This window comes from Paenibacillus segetis (assembly GCF_014639155.1).
Lineage (GTDB): Bacteria > Bacillota > Bacilli > Paenibacillales > Paenibacillaceae > Fontibacillus > Fontibacillus segetis.
Genome location: NZ_BMFT01000002.1, coordinates 35510 through 55637, shown reverse-complemented (window position 1 = coordinate 55637; position 20128 = coordinate 35510). Strand labels below are relative to the sequence as shown.

The following is a 20128-nucleotide window of genomic DNA, read 5'->3' as shown; positions in this document are numbered from 1 at the left end:
CTTGACTTCACCCCATACTTTCAGGCCTTGGCCGTCTCTTTTCCTATCTTACCATACCTGATGCCGCCCTTCCCACTCAGCCATTAAAAAAGGCCAACCAGTATATGCTGGTTGACCTCAATCTATATTTTACAAATATTTCATTGGATTCTGCACGGAGCCGTTCTTAATAATTTCAAAATGTAGGTGTGTTCCAGTAGATCGACCTGTATTACCCATAATACCAATGACAGAGCCTTTCTCTACAACCTGACCTTTCTTAACACTGATTTTACTCAGATGTCCATACAAGGTTTCATATCCATTCTTATGATTAATAATGATACAATTGCCGTATCCTGATTTCGTGCCTGCAAAAGTGACAACACCTTCGTCTGAAGCCATAATATTTCGTTTGGAGGAGACAAGGTCAACTCCCTCGTGCATTCTGCCCCAGCGTTTGCCGTAGCTACTACTCATCGTAGCACTAGCAACTGGCCATGCAAAATCACCAGTTCCTTCACCAAGAATCTTCGTACCTTTAAGTACGATCTTTGGCTTGGACTCGACGCTAACTTCCTGGCCCAACCATTCCTCGGCAACAACGACTCCATTCTCTTTCGTCAAACGATATTCCATTGTCTTCAGGCCACTTTGACCTTCAGATATCACCTTCGTTTTACCCGCCTGCATATCACTACTCTTGCGAACAATAACTTGCGGCTCAGTCACAATCTCCTCGGATACGCGTTCCACCGTCTTCACAGTCAACGCGGGCTTCACTGCTTTAATCTTCAGCTCCGTACCGATTTGCAAGCTACGTTCTTTGACGTTTGGATTGTTGCTGAATAGCTCTTTTTGCGCTATACCAAAACGCTGTGCAATGGAAGAGATCGTGTCTCCTTCACGTACTTCATATGAGATTGCCTTTTCGCTACCTTGAAGAATAATATCCAACGCTTCTTGTGGATCTATAACCTGATTCGGTTCTGCCTTTAGAGAAGCCTGTGAAATCTCCTCGTTAAATTTAACCGATTCTAATGTGACACTTGAACCTTTGGTCTTAGCTGAGGTTGCTTGGACCCCTCCGGTTCGCTTCATCTTGTCGGCCACTTTTGTTGTAGTTTCCGGTGTATACTTGCCCTTTAATTCATTCAGAACCGCCGTCACTGCAGCCTCATCCTTGAGTAGCCCAATCACTTTTCCATCAATCCGAAGTTCCACTGCTTTTGCATGAACTTGCACTAAGCTATCTAGTTTGTCCAAAGTCTCATCCGTATTCACTTCCGCTTTATAGGAACGCTCTGGGACCGTCTTGATTCCATTATGTTCTACCACGATATCAGCCTGCGGATATTGCTCTTTATATTGTGTTTCCTTACGTTCGTAGAGAGCCTTTAAACTATTCTCACTATCTATCGTTCCAATTTCCTGTCCGTCCGCATACACTCTCAAATAAGAGACCGTATTCGCTTGTACATATTGTTTTCCAGCAAAGAAAAGGGTCCCTGATATCACGACAGTAGCGATCGCACCAATGACAACCACCTTAGACTTTAATTTGAGGCGCATAGCGGAATGAACTGCAACTTCGGTGTCCTGTCCAGTCAATCCATGAACTTCTCCTGAATGACTGTCTTTCTCCCTCGCCCGGGACCATTTCCCGCGCCAGAGCTGCTCAACCTTCCCTCTGAAACCTTTCATATAAATCTCCTTTACCCATCTACTAGATTGAACCTTAAATAGTGTCAAAAATTTAACCTTTATCACTATCGTCTACTGTACCATAGGCAGGTAAAAGAATTCAACTATCGGTAAAAATAGAAAAACCCGCTTACAGTGCGGGTTTCGTCGAATTTTAGCATTTTTAATAATTAGTATATTGTTTACAATTATGTGAATGTTACCGCTTTATTAGGTAAAGTCTATCAGAAAATATAGTCATTTCTGGAGAATCTCCATCATTTTGGAGTATTCCTCTTTATCCAAATATTTAGACAAGATTTGTTCGATATCAAATATTTCGGACTCCGTTAGTCCTCCCTCCATCGCCTCCGTTAGTTTACGCATTTCCTCTTCTGGAAGCTTGGACATCAGCATAGAGAATACTTCCTCCTTCTCTGTGCTAGCCAGTCCATCCTTCTTCGCCACCAGATCATCCGGTGAAACAATAATCTCTTGATCCTGTTGAGAGTCACCCGAAGTGATTCCCCCCATCACCGGTAGGGCATCTTCCGGTATATCTTGCTCCGTATCCTCGCTGGTAGACTTTCCATTATCTTTGTTCTGATCCGTGGTCCCTTTAGACGGATCTCCGGAAGTATCAACTCCACTTGGCGATGTTCCTACTGAACCATCTACTGTACCATTTCCAATTTTCCCTGTGGAATCAGCTCTTTGAGAATCCTTGGTATCCTTTGTTTTATTACCTCCACCTAGCCCCAGCATTTCCTTAAAAATCCCACCGATGCTAGGCGCCTGGGCAGCCACCGGAATATTATAACTGCTCAATAACGAACCGATGTAATGATTCACAACGTACCCGGTCGTCAACACTGTCAGTAAACTAACCATAACTATCGTAATGGAGAGCTTCAGCAGCCACCCGATCCATTTCATTCTTGTTTGCCTCCCTCTCACTCACTCACTCACTAGCCTTATAGAACAACACACTTACACTACCTATTGTCCTAGTACCAGTATGGACGGTGAGAGAAGGATTCAACCCAGTAGATCAGAAATTTATGCATTTCTACATAAAAAAAACCATCCAGAACGTAGCAACTATCGTTACGCTGAATGGTTATAAGTTATATTATTTGGTTTCTACTCGTAAATTGGCAATACTTGATTCGTTTGACTCCGGTTACGGCCAACGGAGAAGATCGCAATCGGAATTCCCGTTAATTCCGACACACGTTCTACGTACTTGCGAGTTGTTTCAGGCAGCTCATCTAGCGTCTTCACGCCAGAGATATCCTCGCTCCAACCTGGCAATTCTTCATAGACAGCTTCACACTCAGCAAGCATCTTGAGGCTAGCTGGATAATGCGTGATCACTTCACCACGGTATTTATAACCGGTACAAATCTTCACTGTCTGAAGTCCTGTAAGTACGTCAAGCGAGTTAAGTGATAGACCCGTTAGACCACTAACACGACGAGCATGACGAACAACGACCGTATCGAACCAACCTACTCGACGAGCCCGACCCGTAACTGTACCATATTCATGGCCTGTTTCACGGATGAAATCTCCAACCTCATCTTTTAGCTCCGTTGGGAATGGGCCATCGCCTACACGAGTTGTGTACGATTTAGCGACCCCAATGACTTGGTCGATCTTCGAAGGACCTACACCAGAACCGATACAAACCCCACCTGCGGATGGATTAGAAGACGTTACGAAAGGATAGGTTCCTTGGTCGATATCAAGCATGACGCCTTGTGCACCTTCAAATAATACCTTGCGATTATCATCAATTGCATCATTCAATACAACGGAAGTATCCGTTACATAAGGGCGAATGAATTCAGCATATTCTAAATATTGTTTCAGCGTTTCTTCAACTTCAAGCGGCTCAGAACCATAAACTTGCTCAATAATGTGGTTCTTCTCCTTCATCAAATGACGCAATTTCGTTTCAAACTCTTCAGCATCAAGCAAATCGGCAATCCGAATGCCGTTACGTGCCGCTTTGTCCATATAGGCTGGACCGATCCCTTTACGAGTCGTACCAATCTTATTCGGTCCTTTGCGATCTTCTTCTAGCGCATCCAGCACCATATGATATGGCATTATGACATGTGCACGGTCACTGATGACCAGATTCTTTGTACTGAATCCATTCTCATGGATATAAGTAATTTCTTCAATAAGCGCAGCCGGATTGATAACCATACCATTACCGATTACGCATTTCTTATCTTCATAAAAAACACCTGACGGAATCAAACTAAGTTTGTACTTCTTACCATCGATGAGTATGGTGTGACCGGCATTATTACCGCCTTGATAACGGGCCACCACATCTGCGCTCTCCGCCAGAAAATCCGTGATTTTACCTTTACCTTCGTCTCCCCATTGTGTTCCCACAACGACTACCGTTGACATGTACATTCCCCCGTCGGTGCTGTGCACCTATATTTGCAATTAATATAACAACATCACATTTTAAGTAACATATCCATTTACTGCCTTAACGCAGCAATAACAGTTTAACAGCCTACATTTTCAAAGTCAAATTAAAGACGAACAATCCTAGTAATAACTATATAATTGTTCGGAAAATTGAGAGGATAGACCTATAAATCAAGTATATATCAACTAAAGACTACGATAGAGCCATGAAAGAACGGGTACGTCTCAATAAAGATCGTACCCGTTTCTGTAATAATTATACGCAATTATGACTCTGTTTTATAATTCAGGCTTTCTATACCGGCCCTCTCTTTTCGGCGATAATCACTAAACCATGCAAAAGGAATCCCCAATAACATCAACACGCTTGAGAATACAAATGTTCCATTAAACGCATTTGAAGCTGCCTCCAGGTAACTGTGCTGAATTCTCAGAAGAAGCTGCTTCACTTCCTCTGCCTGCTGCTCAAGCGCAGCGACAAATACTGGACGTTGCTGTTCTGTAAGCTGCTCGGCAGCTACCTTGCCTTGCTCCTTCATCGTGTTCACGATCTCATCCGCAGATATTTGCGCGCTACCCGTAGAGCTTACACTCGTATGCATCAACCCTGTCTTCAGTTGTTCCTTAACCTCCACACTTAATGCCGCATTAGACTGTACCAACTCAAGCGCTGCCCCGCGGGCTTTATCCATTTCCCCGGTCATATTGCTTTGGAGAATAGTAACAATGATGGCCACGCCCAGAACGCTACCCAACGCCCTCATCATATTCACTGCCCCCGACGATATCCCGACCTTCTCCTCAGGTACATTTCGAACGATTGAGCCCATGAGCGGAGCCATAGTTAACCCAACTCCAACACCAGCAAGTGCGAGCCGAATCACGACATCTATTTTCGTGGAATCTATGCCTAGACCGCTTAACCAATAAGTCGAAATACACAGTATCACAACCCCAATGACTGCGAACCACCGACTGCCATACTTACTCGATAACGGACCTACAATCATGGAAGCGACCATTGAACCTACAGCAAGAACCGAAATGAGTAATCCTGCCTTCAACTCCGTCATTTCCATTACCCTAGTAAGGTAAAAGGAAGATAGAAAAGTAATGTTCATAATCCCTGCTCCAACCATAAATAACGTCAAAGCTGCTCCATCAAACACACGAATTTTCAATAGTGATAGAGGGAGCATAGGATGTTTGCCCTTGGCCTCTACCACAAAGAATAGAAGGAGAAGTAAGCATCCCCCGGCAATTAACCCCATGATCTCATAAGAGCCCCAGCCATATTCATTGGCTTTGATCAATGCGTAGGTGAGGCAAAACATTGCTCCCGATATAGATATCGTACCAGCATAATCAATTCTTTTACTGGAAGTGGAATCATAAGATTCCTTAATAAAGAACATCGTGAGTAAAATACTAATGATCCCTAACGGAATATTCACAAAGAAGATCCACTGCCAATTTAATTTTTCGGTTAAAATACCTCCCAGTGCTGGACCACTTGCTGCCGCTAACCCAGAGATACCACCCCAAATTCCAACAACTGTCCCATGCATTTCTTTGGGGAAGATTTCAGTAGCCATTGGAACTGTAACAGGAACAATAATCGCTCCAGCCAATCCCTGCAACACGCGCAGACCAATTAACACCTGGGCCGATGGAGCAAACCCCGCGAGAAGTGAAGTCACAGTAAACAACAACACACCAATTAAGAACACCTTTTTCCGTCCAAATTGATCGGCCAGCCGAGCTGCTGTAAGGATAAAGACGGCAAATGCTAGGTTATACCCATTCATAACCCATGAAATCTGTCCCACTGAGCCGCCAAAATGCTTGATCATTTCCGGCAAGGCAATGTTAACGATCGTTGAATCCAGCAAAGCCATAAAGAAGCCCAATACAATAGCTACAAAAGAAATCGTTCGTCTCGTTACTGTACTCATCTCTTCTCCACTTCCTCACTAACAAAATATGAACTTTGGTTCATATTTGGATTATATGAACTTTGGTTCAACTTTGTCAATATAAAAAATGAACCTTGGTTCAAGTTTTATTGACACTCCTAGAGACTTCAACTACAATCGAGTCGAAAGGAGCGATTGGTTGAATGAATAGTACTAAGAACACAACGGAGAGCACTACACGCAAACCTATACAAGACCGTAGTATTAAGACGAGAGAAGCGATCGTGCAAGCGGCGATGAAGCTCTTCTCTGAAGCAGGATATCATCGTACCAATACCAAACAAATCGCAGCAGCGGCTAACGTGTCCACAGGCAGCTTCTACTCCTATTTCACCGATAAACGAGAAGTTTTTATGGAGGCTTTGAAATTATATTGTCATCAATTCACACGCCAACTGGACAGCTTACTTCAAGAAATGGATTTCTCAAACGCAGACAAGCTTACCGGAATTAAGCAACTGATTGATTGTCTTGTTCGATCACATGATGTGTATATCGGATTTCACAGTGAGCTAACAGCGATGTATGAAATGGATTCCGAGGTTCGATCTCTAATAGATACACAAATGGCCGCCAATCGTGAGAATGCGAAGAAATATTTATATACGTGGAAGGATGAACTGAAGGTTGGCGATCTGGACGCAGCTTCGATCGTAGTATTCGAGGCTCTTGATCGACTCGTCGATATGATGGTCTTTTACAATAAAGGGCTGGATCTGGAGAAAATAAAGGCAGAAACTGCCGATATGATCTATGTCTATTTGTTTGTTCGATGAATTGAACAAGATATAAAAAACGGACTGACGATAGTTCGTCAGCCCGCAAACGCATCGGTATGCGCTCGTTCATAATTTGCAAATTTATTGAAATTCTTCAAGAAGACAAGCTCGACTGTACCTACCGGACCATTCCGCTGCTTAGCGATAATGATCTCGATGATATTCTTCTTCTCTGTCTCCTGATTATAATAATCATCCCGATACAGAAACGCCACGATATCAGCATCTTGCTCGATGGAACCCGATTCCCGAAGGTCAGACATCATCGGACGCTTGTCCTGCCGTTGCTCTACGCCCCGGCTAAGCTGTGACAGTGCAATAACCGGCACTTCCAACTCCCGAGCAATCTGCTTGAGGGTCCGTGAAATTTCCGATACTTCCTGCTGACGGTTCTCCCCCGCCTTACCACGTCCGTGAATCAACTGAAGATAGTCAATGAGGATCATCCCGAGCCCCTTCTCCTTCTTCAATCGACGGCATTTCGCACGAATATCCGCAACCGTAATCCCCGGTGTATCATCGATATAAATCTCAGCTTCTGATAAGGCAGCAATCCCCATCGTTAGCTTCGACCAGTCATCATCACTCTTAAAATCACCTGTACGCATGACACTCGCATCCAGGTTCGCCTCTGCACAAATCATCCGTTGTACAAGCTGTGGAGCCGACATCTCCAGACTGAAGATCGCAACGGTCTCTTTAGCTCGCACAGCAACGTTCTGGGCAATATTAAGGGCAAACGCCGTCTTACCTACGGATGGACGCGCAGCAACGATAATGAGATCATTGCGCTGAAATCCCGCCGTCATTTTATCTAAGTCAATGAAGCCCGAAGGAATCCCCGTCGTAGTTCCACTATTCTGATGGAGAACTTCCACTCGTTCGAATACTTCCATCAATACATCACGAATGGCGACAAATCCGCTACCGGAGCTGCGATTGGAGATCTCCAGAATCTTACGCTCCGCATCGCTTAACATACCGGAGACATCTTCGCCACCGGTATAACCGTCACTGACGATCTGCGTTGCCGTCCGAATCAAACGACGGAGCATCGATTTTTCTTCAATGATCCGTGCATAATAATCAACATTAGCTGCCGTTGGTACGGCATGGGCTAGCTTGGACAAATAACTAACTCCGCCGATATCCTCCAGTTCGCCCCGATCCTGAAGCCGTGAAGTTAGCGTCACCAGGTCGATCGGCTGACTCTCCTCACCCAGCTGCACCATAGCTTCATAGATCATTTGATGCGGTTTGTCATAGAAATCCTCTGTCCGCACCCGTTCCATCGCTGTAATTAATGCCTCTGACTGGAGTAGAACCGCACCGAGGACCGCCTGTTCCGCCTCTAAATTCTGCGGAGGGATCCGGTCGAAAAAAACATCTGCAGCCATTTTATTCCTCCGTTACTTGGACCTTAATCGTTGCCTTTACTTCAGGATGAAGCTTAACTGCAACTTCCGTTACACCAAGGCTCCGAATAGAATCACTCATCTCAATTTTGCGTTTATCAATTTTATAGCCAGCCTTGATCACAGCTTCTGCCACTTGTTTGCTCGTAATAGCACCAAAGAGACGTCCACCTTCACCGGCCTTGGCTTTCAGGGTGATTGTCATTTCTTCTAATTTCTTACCGAGGGCAATCGCGTCTTCCTTCTCTTGCGCCTTACGTTTCTGTTCTGCCGCTGTTTGATTCTCGAGCGTTTTCACATTACCGCCTGTTGCTATGGACACAAGTCCACGTGGAAGCAAAAAGTTTTGAGCATACCCTTCTGAAACGTCCTTAATTTCCCCTTTTTTACCTTGACCCTTTACATCTTTTAAGAAAATTACCTTCATTCGAATAACCCCTCTTCCTTCTCTATTTCATCCAGTACCTGCATTAATCTTTTCTCTGCATCCTCCTGGGTTCCTTCTAATTGTACAGCGGCATTCGTCAAATGCCCACCACCACCAAGTCGTTCCATGACGACTTGCACATTCATGCTGCCCAGCGAACGGGCACTAATGCCGATAAGACCATCAGGACGTTCGCTAATGACGAATGAGGCAAGCACATTCGTCATATTCAACAATGTATCAGCCACCTGAGCGATCAGTAGCTGTGGAATAGGATGACCTGGCTCGGATACAGCGATCGCAATATTGCCATAAATCAAACGAGCATGCTTGATAATATCAGCTTTCGCCATATATTCCTGCAAGTCTTCCTTCAACAAGCGTTGTACCATCATCGTATCAGCACCAACCCGGCGTAGAAAGGCCGCCGCCTCAAACGTCCGCGAGCCGGTATGCAGAGCGAATTGCTTCGTATCTACCGTGATACCCGCTAGCAGGGTTGTTGCTTCGAGCGGGCTAATTACTACCTTCTCATGGATATATTGCAATAGTTCCGTCACTAACTCACATGTAGAGGAAGCGTACGGTTCAAGATATACGAGCATGGCATCGTTGATGAATTCCTCACCACGGCGATGATGGTCAACGACCACGATTCTTGAAGCTTCTTCTACTAACTCTGGCTCCATCGTCATGGACGCCTTATGCGTGTCCACGAGCACGAGCAGTGTATGCTCGGTCATGATCCCCATTGCTTGTTCCGGTGAGATAAATCTCCGGGATAATGCTTCTTCCTTCTCAATTCGATCCATGAGTCGATCAATGCTCGGATTTGAACCATCAAGAACAATATAAGACTCCACCTTGTACATATCGGCGGCCTTCAGCACACCGATGGAAGCCCCGATCACATCGAGATCAGGCATACGGTGGCCCATAATAATCACGCGATCGCTCTCCTGCATCAAATCGCGCAACGCATGCGCGATGACACGAGCACGGACACGCGTCCGCTTCTCTGTGGCGCCTGTCTTGCCGCCATAGAATGACAAGCGCTGACCGGCCTTCACAGCGGCCTGGTCACCACCCCGCCCGAGAGCCATATCAAGACTGGACTGCGCAAGCTCGCCCAGTTCACTGAAGCTCTCGGTCCCAAAGGCTAGGCCGATGCTAAGCGTCATCGGCACCTTGAGGTCCGCGGTCATCTCGCGGACCTCATCCAAAATCACAAATCGGCTCTGCTCCAATTCGCTGAGCGATTTCTTGTTCAGTATCATTAACGTTCGCTCCGAGGACAGCCGTCGCAAATAGAGCTGATACTGTTTGCCCCACTCCGTAATCGCCGTCGTGACACGAGCAATTAACGCCGTACGCTGCTGATCATCCATCCCTTGAGTTGCTTCATCCAAGTTATCCAGCATTACGATACCTAGCGCAGCTTTCCCGTCTTCATAGCTTTCACGAAGTAAGGCCAGCTCTGTTGTATCGCGAATATAAATCAAGCGTTCAGCCGAATCAATCATCAACTCATAGTGCCGTTGATTAATCGGAATCTCGATCGTAGACCTTCCGGCGTTTCCCTCTTTCTTATCCTTAGACAATTGCGGTAGCACCGGCAACAGTTCGGATAAGGGTTTGCCTACAACTGAATCTTGATCAAACATCGCGGCAACAAACCGATTATGCCACTCTACAGAACGATCCTCACTGTAGAGCAGAATCCCAAACGGTAGACGACTAACCGCTTCACCTTCCACACGTTTGATCCGGTAGGACAAGTCAGTAACGTACCTGACCAGTTCCTTGCGGAATCGCCGCTCTGCACTGAGCATGGCATACGTCAAACCAATAACCAAACATAGTCCGATTAAGCCAAGCACCCAGTTATAATAAGAGATGACAATGATGAGCAGGAGTTGAAGCATAAACACCCACACGGTTTGATAACCGTGCCAACGTTTTTGTAACAAATTAGGCATGCCTTCTCACCCTATCGTCTTGATCTAGTAATCATCTCACGTAGCGGAAATGCAATATCCAATAGCCCCAATAGCCACAACCCCGGGATGAACAACAACAATATAACACCTAACACCGCAAGTATTGGATTCCATTTTTTGTGATAGGCCACAAAGAAGATAAAACTGGCTGTCTGAATTATAAAGAAAGCTTGCAGCAGCGGAATTAAATTATCCAGAATCATACCTAAGAATCCTTCATTTGCTGCAGACCCGGCAAACATAGCTAAGATTGTAGCGATCAGATAGTACCAAATAAGCGACCTTGGTAATCTCCAATCTCGAAGCGCTGGTAGCTTAGACACCACATGTCCCATACTTCCAAGTGTAGGTCTGACGATAGCATGACTTACCGTAGAAATTAACAACGAACATAAGATTAACGTAAATGGAATAAATCTCACCGTATAAGACGAGAATTGCTCTGTCATCTCAGGAGACCAGGCGATGCCACCAGTTAGAGACGGGTCCGTTACATTTTGTAGCGGAGCCATAGCATTATTCATGATATCCTCAATAGAAGCTGCCAGATTAAAATCAAGGAACAGCGTACCTATCATCAGAATAAGCAAAAATTCAAGCAGAATAACTCCCGCTCCAGATATTACGATTTTAACAGCAGAAGCCCGTTTCTTGTATAAGTGACCCATTACCAAAGAAGGAATCAAGAAATAAAGGGCTTGTAACAATAATACGGCTCCTATTAAATAGCTCCATACTAACGTTCCAATTACAGCAACAATAATCCATACAGCCGCAACATGTACAACAAACCTCTTACGCGGTAGCGTCGTATAGAGAATTATTCCCGGAATGACGAGAAAAAAAGCTGTAATGACCGTCAGCGGAGTTAAAAGTGATAACAGCAGCAACAGATAGACCGCGCTCCATGCAATCGATGTCCAGTGTGATTTCAAAATCGTTTCACCTCTTACGCAAATGATCTTCAAGTGTGGAGATATCCTGATACCAATCCTCTAATTGGTGTCCTTCTTGTTTATGCTTCTTTAATTTATCCATGATGGTATCGTCTAAATCCCGATAGGATACTCCAAGTCTACGTCCCAGAATATAACTGCTGACAATCAGACTCGCGAGGCTGTCACTTACCCGTGTCGTGCTGCCTTCCCACAATGCTTTGAATAAACGGGCTACGTGATCGACTACTTCCGTTTTGAGCCATTCAATCACTTTGGCGCGTTTGGCCACATCCATTTCTTTGTGCATGGCAGACAGCTTTCCACCCTCCTAGGTAAAGTCATTCACTTCATTATAGCATAAAGCAATTACTCTTAGAGAAGCAACCACCTTGACCTGTGGCTTCAATTTTTGGCTTGGATGTCCCGAGTAACAAATTTCTCGCAATATTCAATAATTTGGCTGCGCCGAACAATTCCGATGAATCGCCCGATATCATCAACAACCGGAACAAAGTTCTGAACCTTCGCCAGATTAATTAATCCTTCCATATCCTCGTCAATCGATACGGGTTTGATATGCATTTTTAATGGGACATCCTTGAGTAGAAATTTTGAAGCGTTCTCAAAAGTAACCTTCCCGCCCGAATTTTTCATATACCAAAGAAGGTCACCCTCTGTCACAGTACCCACATATACTCCATCCTTACCAATAATCGGAACAGCAGTATACCTGTGATACTCCATTCGCTCCAGCGTTTGCCGCAAAGTGTAGTCCAGTGTTACAGCAACAACATCATTCTTCGGCAATAAAAAGAACGCAATATTCATAAGAAAAAATCCTCCCTTACTCGTTTCAGACTCCCCTATTTATAACGTTTCAAAACAGAAACTGTTCCATCATTCGCGACAAATCGGCAGCCGGAAACCGGACTGCCGAAGGACTTGCTGAGCTAAATCGCTCTTTATAAAAATCTCTATAAGTTAAATTATGATTACTTCGTGTCACTCATTCTTACTCTTGCGGCCGTGATTCAGGTTTCAACAATTCTTCCGGCTTCGTATCCGGGTTAGACCAGTTCTCGATCATCTCTTTGGCAAACGCTACATCTTCTTCATTTGCAATATCATAGTAAACACCATTCATTCGCTTACCTTCGCCAACAATCGTGAACCCACTAATTTCTGGACGATCGCCAAGCAATATTTGCTTCGCTAGAGCAATAATAGAGCTTGGAGTCATATCTGTCTTAAAATTTTCCCCGAGCATATCCATCAAGTCTGGTATTTTCATGACTTGATCCAGCTTCAACATCCGATCAACCATTGCGTTTAGAAATATCTGATGTCGTATCGTCCGGTTAACACCGCTATCCTCACGATATCGAACATAGTTCAGAGCCTCTTGACCATCATATAATGGTTTACCCGCTTTGATCGTGAACTTCTCATGATCTTTCTCTTTATTCACGATATCTTTAGTAATAGGAAGCTCAATACCACCTAGCGCATCCACGACTTCACGCAGACCTTCGAAATTAATTGCTGCATAATAATCCAGATCATATCCAATAAAGTTCCTCACGGTATCCTTAGCCATCTTCTCACCGCCAAAGGCGTAAGCATGATTAATCTTATCCTGTTTATCCTTCCCAACAATCTCAGTATACGTGTCCCGTGGGATAGAAATAAGTAGTACCTTGGAATCCTTAGGGCGTACAATCGAATAAATCATCGTATCTGAACGAGCTGGTTCATTATCTCGCTGATCTATTCCTAGTAGAAGTATACTAAACGGGTTCAACTGCTCTTCCTTAACAACGGCTACTGGTTTAGCAACCTCACCTTCTAAAGGAGCATAAGACTTATCTAATTTCTTTTCTACTTGACCGGAAAGGAACATATCAAAAGCCATAACCGCTAATGGTTTACGGAATACATATCCTCCTACCCCGACTAGGATCAAGACTACCAACGAAATCAGAGCAATTTTCCCTTTATTCCTGCGCTTTTTATCTTTATTTTGTTTATCACTGGGTTTATTTTTAACTCGTGATCTTCTTTCCAATATCGTCTGCCTCCATTTTATTGATTAAATGATGTCGATCCTGTTGTTATAACTCAACGCTTCTTCTATTAATTGTAATCGCTAGTCTCCATATAGAAACTACAAAATAGTAATAAAAAATAGAAGTAATCAAAATAACCCTTCCGTTTCGTACTATACCACATGGGGTAATTTCGATACAAATATTGCTCTACTATCAGGGTCAAAACTATGAGAACTATGTGAAAAATAGGAGTGAGAATCACTCAAACTATCCATTATTTTCAGTCGATAGGGGTCAAAATCCTTGGCACTAACTATCATTCGGAAGAAAGACGGTAAAATAGAAAACCGCTAGGAAATGATTCCCTAGCGGTTTCTCTGAACTTTCCTTTTTATACAAAATGACAAGAAACTAGGTGTTCATTATCTGCAGTACCTACATTACGGTATTCTGGTATTTGCTGTTTACAAATATCCGATGCCATAGGACAACGTGTATGAAACTTACATCCTGATGGTGGGTTTGCCGGACTTGGTATATCACCCTGTAGAACAATACGATCACGCTTCAATGTTGGATCAGGTACAGGAATGGCCGACATTAGAGCCTTAGTATACGGATGTAGCGGATTACGGAACAACTCTTCTTTGCTCGTCATCTCTACCATAGAACCAAGGTACATAACACCAACACGGTCACAAAGATGTTCCACTACACTCAAATCATGAGATATGAACAAATACGTTAGTTGCTTATCGCGTTGCAAATCACTAAGCAGGTTAATGATCTGAGCTTGAATTGATACATCAAGTGCGGATACTGGCTCATCTGCTACGATAAACTCTGGATTCATAATAAGTGCGCGAGCAATCCCGATCCGTTGCCGTTGTCCACCAGAGAACTCATGTGGAAACCGGTCATATTGATAGCTTGCAAGACCACAAATATTCATCGTCTCTAGTACGCGTTCGCGGACTTCCTTTGGATTGGTGATCCCATGATCAAACAAAGCTTCACCAATCGCCCGGCCCACTTTAATCCGAGGATTCAGTGAGCTGAAAGGATCCTGAAATACGATTTGCAACTTCGGACGTAGTCGACGTAGCTCTTCTTTTGGTAGCTTATATAGATCTCTACCTTGAAATAGGACATTTCCAGAAGTCTTCTCATGTAGCCGTAGGATGGTACGACCGATCGTACTTTTCCCACAACCGGATTCACCTACTAGACCAAAGGATTCACCCTTTTTAATACTGAAAGAGACATCATCAACCGCTTTAACATGACCAACCGTACGCTGAAAAACTCCACCAGTAATCGGAAAGTATTTCTTTAGATTGTCTACTTGCATTAAGACTTCACTCAAAGTACTTCCCCCTCTTTCTCATATAACCAGCAGGCTGATTTATGGGTGTCGTTCCCATGCGTCTTAAACGGTGGTTGCTTCTCTCTACAAATATCCATGCAAAATTCACAACGATCATGGAAATGACAATTATCCTCAAGATCAATTGGGTTGGGAACTTGACCTGGTATTGAATAAAGCCGTTCTTGCTTCTGATTAATAATCGGCTTCGCCTTGAGTAACCCTTTGGTATACGGGTGTTGTGGGTTTTGGAACAATTCCAACACCGGAGCTTCCTCGATGACTTTACCGGCATACATAACTACCACATAATCTGCCATTTCGGCTACGACACCCAAATCATGAGTAATCAACATGATCGATGTATTTAATTTCTTCTTAATATCACGCATCAAGTCCAGTATTTGTGCCTGAATAGTAACATCAAGTGCTGTTGTTGGTTCATCAGCAATCAACAGCTTTGGATCACAGCTAAGGGCAATCGCAATCATAATCCGTTGACGCATCCCACCACTCAACTCATGCGGATAGGAATCAAATATTTTCTCTGCACGTGGAATACCAACCATATTGATTAGCTCAATAGCACGCTTCTTAGCCGCCTTACGATCAAGCAGCATATGCAGGATCAAAGGCTCGCAAATCTGCTCGCCTATGCTTAATACTGGATTAAGTGAAGACATTGGTTCTTGGAAAATCATCGATATCTGATTCCCGCGAACGCGAGACATGTCTCTTTTATTTAACTTGAGCAGATCTTTGCCCTCGAAGAAAATCTCACCGCCAACAATTTCCCCAGGTGGTGACTCTATCAATCGCATAAGTGACATCGCCGTCACACTCTTACCGCAACCTGACTCACCTACAACACACAAGGTTTCACCTTCACGGATCGTAAAGCTTACATTATCCACGGCTTTTACGATACCTGAACTTGTCTTAAAATGAGTCTCCAAATTACGGAACTCTACTAAATCTTTTGCCATATTGCATCTCCCATCTTGAAGATATCGGCTGCGCTTAGGGCAACCGACGTTGTTCAAGGCAGCAGCTCCCGCTGCTTGCATTCATCACCTGTATACTTGTATTACAATTTCTTCATTTTTGGATCCAGTGCGTCACGCAGTCCATCACCAATTAGATTAATCGCCACGGTTGTGATTAGAATACATGTACCTGGTGGAATCCATAACCATGGTCTCTTACGGAAATCAATCAAATTGTTTGCCGCCGAGATCATGTTCCCCCAAGATGGGGTTGGTGGTACAACACCTAATCCTAGGAAGCTTAGTGCTGACTCTTGTAGAATCGCACTAGCTACACTAAGCGTTGCAGTAACGATAATGACAGGAATCGTATTTGGGAGTAAATGACGGAAAATCTTTCGTTTGTCCTTTAAACCCAGCGCTTCGGTTGCTTGCATAAACTCTTGCTCACGCAGCGTCAGAATTTGTCCCCGTACAAGCCGTGCGAGAGTTGTCCAAAATAACACACCAATAATTACCATCAGGTAATATATTCTAAACTTCGGATTAACCTTCAGATCCGATAGGACAGCTCCTAGAATAATCAAGATCGGTAGCGATGGAAGAGCCATAAAGACATCGGCAATACGCATAATAATCGTATCTACCCATTTTCCATAAAATCCGGCCAATGCACCCAATGTAGCGCCAATCACAACGGCTATTGCCGTTGCAACAAGCCCAACCATTAGGGAAATCCGACCAGCGAGCATGATGCGAAGTAACATGTCACGTCCAAGCTTATCTGTACCCAACCAATAAGTTGAACTAGGTGGTAAGTTCTTAAGCTTCGAATTATAATCATAAAGATTATATGGTGAGAAATAAGGACCTATAAAACAAAATAAAAACATAAATACGATCAATATAAATCCGATTACCGCGAGCCGATTCCGGGTAAAACGGCGCCATGCCGTCTTCCATAGTGAATCTGGAGCTTTGGCCGGGGAATTTGTATTCTTTGTTATTGGCATAACATCAGCAGACAACGCAATCTCCTCCTACTTTAAACGAATTCTGGGGTCTGCAATTCCATAGAGCACGTCGGCGAGCAAATTACCCACTAAGGTCAGCATAGCTAGAAAGATAGTAAACCCTAACATAAAGGGATAATCTCTCATGTTAATCGAACTAAGGTACACATGACCAATACCAGGCCAAACAAATATTTGCTCCATAATCATAGCTCCACCGAATAGAGCAGGCAGTTCAAACCCAAGTAGAGTGATTGCAGGAATCATCGCATTCCGAAATGCATGTTTAAAAATGACTGTTCGTTCTTTAAGACCCTTTGCCCGGGCAGTCCGAATATAATCCTGCCTGATAACTTCAAGCATACTGGTACGGAAGTAACGCGTTAAGCTACCGGTAGACAACATGGTCAGTACCATAGTAGGTAAGAATGCATGATTAATTACATCTTTTATATAGGCCCATCCACTAGCATTTAACCCCGCTGTTGTCATTCCACCAACCGGGAACAATTTTAAATCCAATGCAAGTAACTTGATTAGTAATAGTCCAATAAAAAAGGAAGGTAATGACATACATACAAATACTAATAGTGTAATTATTTTATCAAACAAAGAATATTGAAATTTGGCCGAAAATATACCGGTAATTATCGCAATTGACCAACTTAGGATCAAAGAGAAAACACCGATAATAAATGAATTCCACACGAAATTGTTAATAACGGATGTGACAGGTTGTTTGTGCTGTAAAGAATCCCCGAAGTTACCCTGAATCATGTTTCCTGCCCATATGAAATAACGTTGATAGTCTGGCTTGTCCAGTCCGTATATGGCTCTAAGCTGTTCTTGCTTTTCAATGGTCATATTCGGATTCGCCCGTGCTGTAATATAATCCCCTGGTACCATCGCTTGTATGGCAAAAATTATGATAGAAATGCCGATTAGCGTAGGAATCATCTGCAACAGCCGTCGAATGATATACTGCTTCATTCCTTATTCCCCCTGGCTATAAGTGGATATGCCCAGCTCTTATGAGCTGAGCATATCGATTGTACTTTATTGTTGCAATTCAACTTGGTACAAGCTGAAAGGGAAATCCTTATACGGCGAGATGTCGAATCCTTGCGCTCTAGCGTTAATAGCATTCATGTTGTTTCTTTGATACAAGAAGATGTTAGGAACATCCGTATTCATCTCTTGATACATCTCTTTGTAGTACTCTTTACGTTTTTCTGTATCCATTTCTTTCTTAGCTTTAGCCATCAACTCATCGACTTTAGCATTTGAATATCCTTGATCGTTTTGTGCACCACCAGTGATATACACTGTATTGTCTGGATCTGGTGTCAAGCCCCAAGCAGCGAAGTACATATCAAAATCGCCTTTTGTTTTCTTGTCCATGATCGCATTAAAGTCAAGTGTTTCTGCAATAACTTCAATACCCAATTCTTTGTAGTTCGTAGTCATAACTGGTAACAATGCTTCTACAACCGGGTTATCAGCAGTAGCGGAGAAGTTAATTTTGAACTTTTCTCCATCCTTCTCGCGGATTCCGTCTGATCCAACCACCCAACCAGCTTCATCCAACAATGATTTTGCTTTTTCAATATCGAAGTCATACGGATTAATATTTTCATCGGTAAATGCCCATGATACTTTTGATTCTGGAATATTGATTACATCAGCATAAGGTCCATAGATACCTTCTACGATATCTTTACGATTCAAACCATAAGTAAGTGCTTGGCGTACTTTTTGATCTTGGAATTTTGGAAGCTTATGGTTAAATCCGATGTAGCCATAACCATTGTTAGGCAACAGGTTAATATCTAAGAAGCCCAAAGCTTTCAATGCTTCTACATTATCTTCCGTAACGTTAATTTCGTTCATATCCGTTTCACCCGACTCTAGCATGGCTAGGTTAGTTGAATCGGTTGTAGTTTTATAGATCAGGTTCTTAATTTTTGGAGCTCCATTGAAATAGTTCTCATTAGCTTCAAAAACGATTTCTTGTCCTGCCTTGTAGCTTACCAATTTGTATGGACCGCTACCCATTGGTTTCGTGTTTAACGCTTTAACTGATTGAAGATCTCCTTGCTTGTAGCCTTTACCATAGTAAGCTTCGGACATGATATATACATAACCCAAGTCTACTGGTGTCAGAGCTGAATATTCAGATACAGTTACTTCAACTGTATTGTCATCAATAACTTTGATACCTGAGATATCACTTGCTGTACCCTCATGATACTCTTTACCACCAACGATATGAGCTGCAAGTACATCAGACTCACCATCATAGCTAGCATCATGATACAATTTCATTGTGAACAAGTAGTCTTTAGCTGTAAGTGGAGTGCCATCACTAAATGTAACACCTGGTTTCAAGTGGTACGTATATTTCAAACCATCTTCAGATACATCAATCTTTTCTGCAAGGCTGTTTTCGTATGTTCCGTCAGCTTTATACGCTACAAGTGTATTAAATAAGACATAGTTTACGTAATAGTCATATGCTGTTTCCATAAATAATGGGCTGAATACCCCTTTAGGATCTGTCATACCAATAATCATTGTGTCTTTACGATTGTTTGCTAATGCTGGGCTAAGCGATGGATCAGTTGCTTTGATTAACCCACTAGCTTCTTCTCCTACTGGTTCAGTAGGTGTGTTTGTGTTTTCCCCCGTGTTTGTGCTGTTGTTTGTTGCTGCAGGCGCGTTTGCCTCTTTGTTGTTACCGCCGCCACATGCTGTAAGCGCCATGGTTAGTGCAAGTACAAGCACTAGCATTAAATTCCATTTCTTTGTCATGCAAATTCTCCTCCTTTTAATAATTTGTTTGTATATATATTATAAAAATAATATATCCTCTAAGTATCAGTAACCATGTAGGTTAACTGAGTTTAATCTTTGAAACTAAGATTTGCTTACCACTTACTACCTAATATTTGTTACTTATTTCTACTTGATGTAATTAAGGGGAATAATGACCAAGGGTCAATTGAGGGGCTCTGAGATGTATAAAAATATATGTAAGGTATATTAACACAGTAAAATTAAT

17 protein-coding genes are annotated in these 20128 nt (G+C 43.2%); 1 reads left to right on the top strand and 16 read right to left on the bottom strand.

Going from position 1 to position 20128, the window contains the following annotated elements:
* Positions 1-129 precede the first annotated feature (129 nt).
* The 4 genes from IEW05_RS26020 to IEW05_RS16500 all read right to left on the bottom strand — a co-directional run bounded on the left by IEW05_RS26020 (position 130) and on the right by IEW05_RS16500 (position 6074).
* On the bottom strand, positions 130-1683 hold the full coding sequence (locus IEW05_RS26020) for a M23 family metallopeptidase (RefSeq protein ID WP_188540959.1): 1554 nt from the start codon (positions 1681-1683) through the stop codon (positions 130-132).
* Between the two features lie 237 nt (positions 1684-1920).
* A complete protein-coding gene (locus IEW05_RS16510; RefSeq protein ID WP_188540958.1) occupies positions 1921-2598 on the bottom strand; it encodes a hypothetical protein in 678 nt (225 codons plus the stop codon).
* A 207-nt stretch (positions 2599-2805) separates the two neighbouring features.
* Entirely contained in the window at positions 2806-4092 is a 1287-nt protein-coding gene (locus IEW05_RS16505) for an adenylosuccinate synthase (RefSeq protein WP_188540957.1), read from the bottom strand.
* Between the two features lie 293 nt (positions 4093-4385).
* A complete protein-coding gene (locus IEW05_RS16500) occupies positions 4386-6074 on the bottom strand; it encodes an MFS transporter (RefSeq protein ID WP_188540956.1) in 1689 nt (562 codons plus the stop codon).
* Positions 6075-6238: 164 nt separating this feature from the next.
* Here IEW05_RS16500 and IEW05_RS16495 point away from each other — a divergent pair, with 164 nt between their 5' ends.
* The gene (locus IEW05_RS16495) at positions 6239-6871 is read left to right on the top strand and encodes a TetR/AcrR family transcriptional regulator (protein WP_188540955.1); all 633 of its coding nucleotides are present in this window, start codon (positions 6239-6241) and stop codon (positions 6869-6871) included.
* A 38-nt stretch (positions 6872-6909) separates the two neighbouring features.
* Here the strand turns inward: IEW05_RS16495 and dnaB are convergent, their stop codons facing one another.
* The 12 genes from dnaB to IEW05_RS16435 form a co-directional block, all read right to left on the bottom strand.
* Positions 6910-8271: a replicative DNA helicase gene (dnaB, locus tag IEW05_RS16490; protein WP_188540954.1), complete on the bottom strand. Its 1362-nt coding sequence runs from the start codon at positions 8269-8271 to the stop codon at positions 6910-6912.
* Between the two features lies 1 nt (position 8272).
* On the bottom strand, positions 8273-8716 hold the full coding sequence (gene rplI / locus IEW05_RS16485) for a 50S ribosomal protein L9 (protein ID WP_188540953.1): 444 nt from the start codon (positions 8714-8716) through the stop codon (positions 8273-8275).
* A complete protein-coding gene (locus IEW05_RS16480) occupies positions 8713-10695 on the bottom strand; it encodes a DHH family phosphoesterase (RefSeq protein ID WP_188540952.1) in 1983 nt (660 codons plus the stop codon). Before IEW05_RS16480 ends, rplI begins: the two co-directional genes overlap by 4 nt.
* Positions 10696-10706: 11 nt before the next feature.
* Complete coding sequence (locus IEW05_RS16475; RefSeq protein ID WP_188540951.1) at positions 10707-11651, bottom strand: DUF2232 domain-containing protein; 945 nt, start codon at positions 11649-11651, stop codon at positions 10707-10709.
* 7 nt (positions 11652-11658) lie between these two features.
* On the bottom strand, positions 11659-11961 hold the full coding sequence (locus IEW05_RS16470; protein ID WP_188540950.1) for a MazG-like family protein: 303 nt from the start codon (positions 11959-11961) through the stop codon (positions 11659-11661).
* A gap of 95 nt (positions 11962-12056) precedes the next feature.
* Entirely contained in the window at positions 12057-12482 is a 426-nt protein-coding gene (locus IEW05_RS16465) for a CBS domain-containing protein (RefSeq protein WP_188540949.1), read from the bottom strand.
* Positions 12483-12666: 184 nt separating this feature from the next.
* Positions 12667-13722: an LCP family protein gene (locus IEW05_RS16460; protein WP_188541460.1), complete on the bottom strand. Its 1056-nt coding sequence runs from the start codon at positions 13720-13722 to the stop codon at positions 12667-12669.
* A 371-nt stretch (positions 13723-14093) separates the two neighbouring features.
* Positions 14094-15068 (bottom strand): ABC transporter ATP-binding protein, encoded by a 975-nt coding sequence (locus IEW05_RS16455; protein ID WP_308420431.1) that lies wholly within the window; start codon positions 15066-15068, stop codon positions 14094-14096.
* A complete protein-coding gene (locus IEW05_RS16450; RefSeq protein WP_188540948.1) occupies positions 15065-16054 on the bottom strand; it encodes an ABC transporter ATP-binding protein in 990 nt (329 codons plus the stop codon). Before IEW05_RS16450 ends, IEW05_RS16455 begins: the two co-directional genes overlap by 4 nt.
* Before the next feature lie 101 nt (positions 16055-16155).
* Positions 16156-17067 carry an oligopeptide ABC transporter permease gene (opp4C, locus tag IEW05_RS16445; protein ID WP_188541458.1) on the bottom strand — a complete coding sequence of 304 codons (912 nt, stop codon included), beginning with the start codon at positions 17065-17067 and terminating at the stop codon, positions 16156-16158.
* A 27-nt stretch (positions 17068-17094) separates the two neighbouring features.
* Positions 17095-18057 (bottom strand): ABC transporter permease, encoded by a 963-nt coding sequence (locus IEW05_RS16440; protein ID WP_188540947.1) that lies wholly within the window; start codon positions 18055-18057, stop codon positions 17095-17097.
* Between the two features lie 66 nt (positions 18058-18123).
* Entirely contained in the window at positions 18124-19878 is a 1755-nt protein-coding gene (locus tag IEW05_RS16435; protein WP_188540946.1) for an ABC transporter substrate-binding protein, read from the bottom strand.
* Between the last annotated feature and the right edge of the window lie 250 nt (positions 19879-20128).